A 7,521-nucleotide genomic window follows, 5' to 3' on the forward strand; every position below is an offset into this window, starting at 1 on the left:
GCGTGAGGCGCTGGCCGTGTGGGTGAACCACTACAACTACCATCGGCCTCATACCTCCTGCGGGGACGCCCCTCCGGCCTCGTTGGCCCCGGCCCGAGTCAACAACGTCATGACCTCTTACACCTAGGCGGGGGTGTGGGCGCGGCCGGGCGTGCGTCGCATCGGCGACGCACCGGCCGGCCGGACTAGGCTGGCCCCCATGACCACCCCCGCGCCTCCCGACGACTGGTTCCTCCCGGATGAGGACGCCGTGCTGCAGATGCGCCGCGTGCGCGTGCGCCGCGGCACCACCGACATCCTCGGCCCCCTGGACTGGACGGTCCGCGCGGGGCAGCGGTGGATCGTGATGGGCCCGAACGGCGCGGGCAAGTCGACGCTGCTCCAGCTGGCCGCGGCCCGCCTGCACCCGACCGCCGGCGACGTCGGCGTGCTGGACGAGGTGCTCGGCGCCGTCGACGTGTTCGAGCTGCGCCCGCGCATCGGCCTCTCCTCCGCCCAGCTCGCCGCCCAGGTGCCCGCGAACGAGACCGTGCAGGACGCCGTCGTCACCGCCTCCTACGGGATCACCGGCACGTGGCGCGAGCGGTACGAGACGGAGGATCGCGCCCGCGCGCTCGGCCTCGTGGCGACCTGGGGGCTCTCCCGCCTCGCGCACCGCGCGTTCGGCACCCTCTCCGAGGGCGAGCGCAAGCGCGTGCTCATCGCCCGCGCCCTGATGACCGACCCCGAGCTGCTCCTGCTGGACGAGCCCGCCGCGGGCCTGGACCTCGCCGGGCGTGAGGACCTCGTGCGCCAGCTGACGGCGCTCGCCACGGACGAGGACGCGCCCGCGCTGGTCCTCGTCACGCACCACCTCGAGGAGGTGCCCCCGGGCTTCACGCATGCGCTGCTGCTGCGGGCCGGCGGCGTCGTGGCGGCCGGGCCCATCGAGTCGACGCTCACCGAGGAGCACCTCTCCGCGGCATTCGGCACGGACCTGAAGGTGACCCGCACCGGCGGTCGGTACACCGCCGTGGCCCGGTGACGGGGCTGCTGACCGCGCAGCTGCTGGGCATGGAGCTGTGGCAGGTCCTGATCGTGCTGCTCGCGGGGTTCTGGGCCGGCACGATCAACTCCGTGATCGGCTCGGGCACGCTCGTCACCTTCCCCACGCTCGTGGCGGTCGGCTTCCCGCCCGTGACGGCGCAGGTCTCCAACGCGATGGGCCTGGTGGCCTCGGGCTTCTCCGGCACGTACGGCTACCGTCGCGAGCTGGCCCAGTCCCGGGTGCTCCTGCCGAAGCTGACCGTCGCGTCCCTGCTCGGCGCGATCATCGGCGCCGCCCTGCTCACCACGCTGCCCCCGGCCGTGTTCGGCTACGTCGCGCCGGTGCTGCTCGTGGTGGCCCTGACGGTTGTCGTCCTGCAGCCGCGCATCCAGCGGTGGGTCCGGCGTCGGGCGGAGGACCAGGGGCCGACCCCCGGCGCGGACTCTCCCGTGCCGGTGGGCCCCGTGACCCCGACGCTGTGGACGCTCGTGTTCCTGACCGGCATCTACGGCGGCTACTTCGTGGCCGCCCAGGGCGTCATGCTCATGGCGATCTTCGGCGTGCTGCTGGTGGGCGGCACCCTCGTGCACGCCAACGCGGTGAAGACGTGGCTGTCGCTGGTGGTCAACCTCACCGCCGCCGCGTTCTACCTGGTCTTCGCCTTCGACCGCATCGATTGGCGGGCCGTCCTGTTGATCGCGCTCTCCTCGCTCGTGGGCGGGCTCGTGGGCGCGCGGATCGGCCGGCGCATCTCACCGACGGCCCTGCGCGTCACCATCGTGATCGTGGGCCTGGTCGGGCTGGTGGTCATGGTGATGCGGCAGGTCTCGGGTGGGTGAGGGCGGGACCCGCGAGGTGCGCCTGGAGCGGATCGAGGACCTCGCCGACCCCCGCCTGGCCCCCTACACGACCATGACGGACGCGGCCCTGCGCCGTCGCGTCGACGCGGAGCACGGCGTCTTCCTCGCCGAGTCATCCCAAGTGGTCCGCCGCGCGCTGGACGCCGGACACACCCCGCGCTCCTTCCTGCTGGGGGACCGCTACCGCCGGTCCTTCGCGGACGTGCTCGCCGCCCATCCGGACGTCCCGGTCTTCACCGGACCCGACGACGTGCTCGAGGCCCTCACCGGGTTCCACCTGCACCGCGGCGCCCTGGCCGCGATGGACCGCCCCGCACCCCGGCCGCTCGCCGACGTCCTCGCGGACGCCCGGCGCGTGCTCATCGCCGAGGACGTCGTGGACCACACGAACGTGGAGTGTTCCAAACCACCGCAGGCTGGCGAACGTTCCTCGGATACCAGCCGACCTTGGCAGCCCAAGGTAGCAAAAAGCGAGGTCGACGATACGTTCGAGCTCAACTCTCGCGTGTCCAGTGGTGAGGAGCGGCGTAGGACGGGAGTTCCTGGCGAGAGTCCAGGGGGCCGACACGATCGTTCTGTCTCGAGTACGAAGCGCCGCTCGCGGATCGCTGTGCTTGAGGGCTTGGTGGATCATACGAACGTTGGGGCATGTTTTAGATCAGCTGCGGCACTGGGTGTCGACGCGATCCTGGTGACGCCGACGTGTGCTGATCCGTTGTACCGGCGGTCTGTCCGTGTGTCGATGGGTACGGTCTTCCAAGTGCCGTGGACTCGCGTTGATGACTGGCCTGCCAGCATCCAGGTGCTTAAGGACGCTGGATATGTCGTGGCGGGCATGACACTGGGGGAGGGCGCAATCACGCTCGATGAGTTGGTCGCCGAGGACCACGACAATCTCGCACTAGTATTCGGCAGTGAGGGGCATGGGCTGACGCCGCAGACCGACAGACTGCTTGATCGGCGCGTGACGATTCCGATGATGCATGGCGTGGACTCGCTGAACGTTGCGGCGAGCTCAGCGGTGACGTTCTACGCGACGAAGTAGTTCAAGGATTCAGCTATCCGATCCAGCCGACGTCCTGCGTGCCTTTATGGCATGGTCGGGTGGAGCTCACTTAGTCTGGTGGCTGTTAGATGCGCGCGAAGGAGACAGCATGGCCCGCCGGAAAATGAATGCTCAATCTACGACCCTGTACAGATTGAGGCATACCGCCAAGCTCGAACATGCTGTCAAGAAGAAGTACCGCGATGAACGCTCCGTCGTCACCGAGCCCTGCAAGGTGGCGGATCGTGACGCCCTCCTCGTATATGGCCATGTAGGGGCCGATGGCCCCGTGAAGTGGGCAAGTCGCGTCCACCAACTCACTGGCGTGACAGTGGAAACAACCAACACAACGGCAGCAGGCGTTCTCTTGCTTCGCGCGAATGATGAAGCTGATACGCCTACCTGGGGATTGTGTTGGGGTATGGGTTGGCTGCTTTTGGATCAGAGTCACGTCGACGGCGCGTTCGGACAGAGACTCGCGCTGAGATCCGTTGATCCGGACCTGCTGAGCTCCCTGACTCGGACAGTACTTGACGAGAGGGCAAAGATCGATCGGTCGTCCATTCCCGCAGGTGCAGGACTGACTGGATTCGGCATCGGTGGTTTCGGTGAGCTGGTCACTCGAGTCGTTGGAAAGGCCGAGATCAAGGGTCTTACCATCGACAAGCCGTTTCGCGTGAGAGGGGCGGACGCCCTCTCGGTGCCACTCGGACTCACCCCCACAGAGCTGGTTTCGGATCTTAAGGTGCTCGAGGCCCTGCTCTCTCAAAAGCCTCGCGCAGAGCTGCAAGTGCTTGAGCAGCTCGTACCGGTTAAGAAGAAAACCTCGTTACATGACAAGCTGGAAGAGCACCTTCGAGCCGAGCTAAAGAAGTCCCCCGACGTATCTAAGATCGCCGTTACGTGGCCCCATGAACACCTAAGCGAGAATAAGCCGCCCGAAGCGTTCCGAGTAAAACGAGGCGGAGGCACCGCTCTGCGCGCCGGCCTACCTACTGCGGCACTGATCATCGACTTGATGAAAGACCGCGAAATTTCGTTCATGGATACCATTAAAATCCAGCTGTTCGGTGACGCGGAGGGCGAGGAGCCCGTAAGTAGTGATATCCCGCTTCGAAAGTGGGTGGCCTTTGAGAAGGAAGAGTCTGGGCGTCGCTACTTCCTGCATAACGGGCAGTGGTATGCGATGGACCTTGACTACGCGAAGCAGCTCGACGACCACGTTAGGAACATCTTTGCGAAACAGGCTGGCGTGGCCATGCCAGCTTGGTATGCGCCTGATGACGAGGAGGCTTATAATCGTAAGGCTGCGCAGGCGCTCGGCGCGGTGTTGATGGATCGGAAGCTCGTGCAGACAACTCAGAATAAGCGGGGCTTCGAGCCGAGTGACCTCATTACGACGAACGATGTGTACGTGCACGTAAAGTCGGCTTCCTCCTCCGCGCCGCTGAGTCACCTCTTCGCCCAAGGCGGCAACTCTGCCCATGCACTGCAGTACGACGAAGAGGCACGCAAGCAACTGCGCAGCCGGGTCCAGCAGCGCGGCGGCAATGAGGATCTGATTGGCGCGAAACCACGAAAGGTCGTGTACGCCATTCGCTCGAAACGCATAGGCGAATCACTTACAGCGGACGACCTCTTCAGCTTTAGTAAGGTCTCACTGGTCAGAGTATTCGACGAGCTGGAAGCCCGCGGTATCGAAGTGAGAATCGCAAGTATTGACTACCTGCCAGAAGAATAGTCAATTACGCTTGGGCGTTGTGGAATCTACGTTCAGGCTCGTCGACTTGTGAAAACGGTCGCGATGGTCGTGGGGTGTCGAACCAAAGAATTAGCCGGTCTTTCCTAGCTAAGTATGTGTAGTGCCACGGTCCCATCGGCCTGACGTGCCGTTCGCTCTAGACCGTTCCGCATCTCTGGTAGCCCCATGCCGTGGTACGACGCGCCGGACCCGACCGATGAACCCGGAAGTTAAGCAAGGGGCATATCGAGACATACTCGGGATCCGTCCTCCAGTTATCATCGGCTTGACTTGCATTCAGCCGGTTCGGAGCTTAGTAGTACTCTCGGACGTAGCCGAGGGCCTTTTCGAAGACGTCGTTGTCGCGAATCTTGAATTGGACGTAGAGGGTCTTCCGAAGCGCTTGGCGCACCTCCTGGTCGCCGCGGATCGTGGACTGCCACCCCTCGAAGCGGACCCCACGGACGACCTCGTCGATCCGGTTGACGACGTTCTCGACGATGATCGGGGTCTGATCGCCCTTGAGAGCGTCAAATAACTCAGTCAAGGCCGCCCGGCCCTTCTCTTCCCGGGGCATCTCGTCGGCTGCTTTCTCGGCAGCAACAGTGTCGCGGGCGAGTTCGAGAAGCTCTCGGAGGAAGTCGAGGCTGGACTGTTGGATGTCGGCGTAGCGCTCGCGCAGGTCGTTGAGGCGCTGGCCGAGTTCGACGAAGACCGGGTTGTGCAGGTGCCGGGCGATGCGTGCGGTGATCTGACGCTCGATCTCTTCGGTGGGGATGTCGGTGCGCCGACCGGTCATGAGGTCTTCGATCGTCTGAGCGTCGAGCACGATCGTCTCGGTGTTCTGCGGGATCTCGACGGCGACGTGCTCGTTGATCAGGTCGATTGTCTTGGCTCCGAGCGCGTGCCACACGAGTCGCCCCGTGATGTCTGAGGGGCGGACCGACTCGTAGACGTCCGTGAGCCAGCGGTAGTCGTCGCGATGCTTGCCCAGTATGGGGTCCGGACTGAGTGCCTCCCACAGTTGCGACACCACGCTGTAGGCGGCTCCGAAGGCGTCCTTCGTGACATCGTCGGCGATCGCGGATTGCGCCTGGACGAGGCCTTCGTACCCGCCGACCGTGCGGTCGACCCCGGGGAAGAACGCGAGCGCGGCAGCCATGGCCGGCGCGAGCTGAGCCTTCAGTTCCTCGATGTTGGAGACGACCTCCCGGACAGCCCGCTCATCGAAGGAGAGGGATCGGGCGACGTCGTCGAAGATGCCGAGGTAGTCGACGATCAGGCCGTGGGTCTTGTCCGGCGGGTACACGCGGTTGGTGCGAGTGATCGCCTGGAGCAGCGTGTGCTCCTTCAGCGGCTTGTCGAGGTACTGGCAGTAGAGGATCGGAGCGTTGAACCCGGTCAGCAGCTTCGCCGTCACGATGATGATCTTGAGCGGGTCGGTCGGGTCATTGAACCGCGCGACAACCTGCTCCAGCTCCTCGGCACCTGGGGTCCACTTGGCCCAGTCGGGCGAGTCACCTCGGGTTTTCGACATGACTATGGTCGATGCCTCCGGCCCGAGGTGCTTGTCGAGCTCGTTCTTGTAGGCGACGCAGGAGGACTTGTCGTACGCGACGACCTGTGCCTTGAACCCCTGTGGCTCGACTTTCTCCCTGAAGTGGCTGGCGATGTCAGCGGCGATCTTCGCGATGCGCGAGGGCGTCTTGATCAGCACTTCGATCGAGGCCGCCTTCTTCGAAAGCGTGATCTTGTCGCTCTCGGAGAGGTCGCGGTCGGCAGCCAGCTCCTCGAACGCCGTGTCGATGGCCTCCTGGTCGATGTGGATCTCCGAGAGGCGTGGCTCAAAGTGCAGCGGAAGAGTCGCACCGTCGCGGATGGAATCCTGGAAGGAGTATCGCGAGAGGTAGCCGCCCTCGTCGTCGGGTGCACCGAACCACTTGAACGTGTTGCGGTCGCGCCGGTTGATCGGGGTGCCGGTCAGACCGAAGAGGTACGCGTTGGGCAGCGCCCCACGCATCTTCTGCCCGTAGTCACCCTCCTGCGAGCGGTGAGCCTCGTCGACCATCGCAATGATGTTCTGCCGAGCGTCGAGGACGCCGGGTGCCTCGCCGAACTTATGGATCGTGGTGATGATGATCTTCCGCGCGCCCTGGCTGAGCAGTGTCTGGAGCTGCGCGCGCGAGTCCGTCGACACCAAGCCCGGGACGTCCGAGGCGTTGAAGGTGCCCGTGATCTGGGTGTCCAGGTCGATGCGGTCGACCACGATCAGGATAGTTGGGTTCGTGAGTTCGGCCATCGCGCGCAGTTTGAGCGCAGTGAAGACCATGAGCAGTGACTTGCCCGAGCCCTGAAAGTGCCAGATCAGGCCCTGCTTGACCTTGCCGAGCAGGACCCGGTCAACGATCAGATTGGTCGCCTGGAACTGCTGGAACCGCGCGATGATCTTGATCTTGCGATGCTTCTTGTCAGTCGCGTAGAGCGTGAAGAATCGCAGGAAGTCCAGCACCGCGCGTGGCGTCAGGACACCTTCGACGGCTTCCTGGACCGCGACGAGACCGATCTTCGCCGGCGCGTCCTCGTCGGTGGGGTCCTCGCGCCAGGGGCCCCAGAGCTCGATGGGCATGCCGATGGTGCCGTATCGGAAGTCCTTTCCCTCGGTTGCGAAGGAGAACACGTTGGGCACGAAGAACTGCGGGACGCTCTGCTCGTAGTCATCGTGGGCGTGTCAGATGGTCTGTGTAAGCCGTACCGAGAGGAACGGTAAGAATCATGACCATGATCGACGAGAAGAACCCAGGCGAGCCCTCGGGCCAGGACCTGGTCGAGCAGCTGAAAGCCTCAGGGC

Annotated in this window: 5 protein-coding genes and 1 pseudogene; 5 read left to right on the forward strand and 1 reads right to left on the reverse strand. The window is 64.5% G+C overall.

All coding sequences use genetic code 11. The features are described 5' to 3' along the window. From MF605_RS11675 to MF605_RS11695, 5 genes are all read left to right on the forward strand, one after another. Positions 1-127, forward strand: a 127-nt coding sequence (locus tag MF605_RS11675; protein WP_141844318.1) for an integrase core domain-containing protein, incomplete at its 5' end; no start/stop codon positions are given. 72 nt (positions 128-199) lie between these two features. Next, positions 200-1,024, forward strand: coding sequence for an ABC transporter ATP-binding protein (locus tag MF605_RS11680; protein ID WP_095347721.1), 825 nt, complete (start codon positions 200-202; stop codon positions 1,022-1,024). Next, positions 1,021-1,866 carry a sulfite exporter TauE/SafE family protein gene (locus MF605_RS11685; RefSeq protein ID WP_095347720.1) on the forward strand — a complete coding sequence of 282 codons (846 nt, stop codon included), beginning with the start codon at positions 1,021-1,023 and terminating at the stop codon, positions 1,864-1,866. Before MF605_RS11680 ends, MF605_RS11685 begins: the two co-directional genes overlap by 4 nt. Before the next feature lie 16 nt (positions 1,867-1,882). Continuing rightward, entirely contained in the window at positions 1,883-2,932 is a 1,050-nt protein-coding gene (locus MF605_RS11690) for a TrmH family RNA methyltransferase (protein ID WP_233263273.1), read from the forward strand. 109 nt (positions 2,933-3,041) lie between these two features. Continuing rightward, positions 3,042-4,673, forward strand: coding sequence for a DUF6119 family protein (locus MF605_RS11695; RefSeq protein WP_158530791.1), 1,632 nt, complete (start codon positions 3,042-3,044; stop codon positions 4,671-4,673). Between the two features lie 313 nt (positions 4,674-4,986). Here MF605_RS11695 and MF605_RS11700 read toward each other — a convergent pair. Next, positions 4,987-7,383 (reverse strand): annotated as a pseudogene (locus tag MF605_RS11700) (type I restriction endonuclease subunit R); the annotation flags it as partial. Between the last annotated feature and the right edge of the window lie 138 nt (positions 7,384-7,521).

It is taken from the genome of Micrococcus luteus (assembly GCF_022664405.1).
Classification (GTDB): domain Bacteria; phylum Actinomycetota; class Actinomycetes; order Actinomycetales; family Micrococcaceae; genus Micrococcus; species Micrococcus luteus.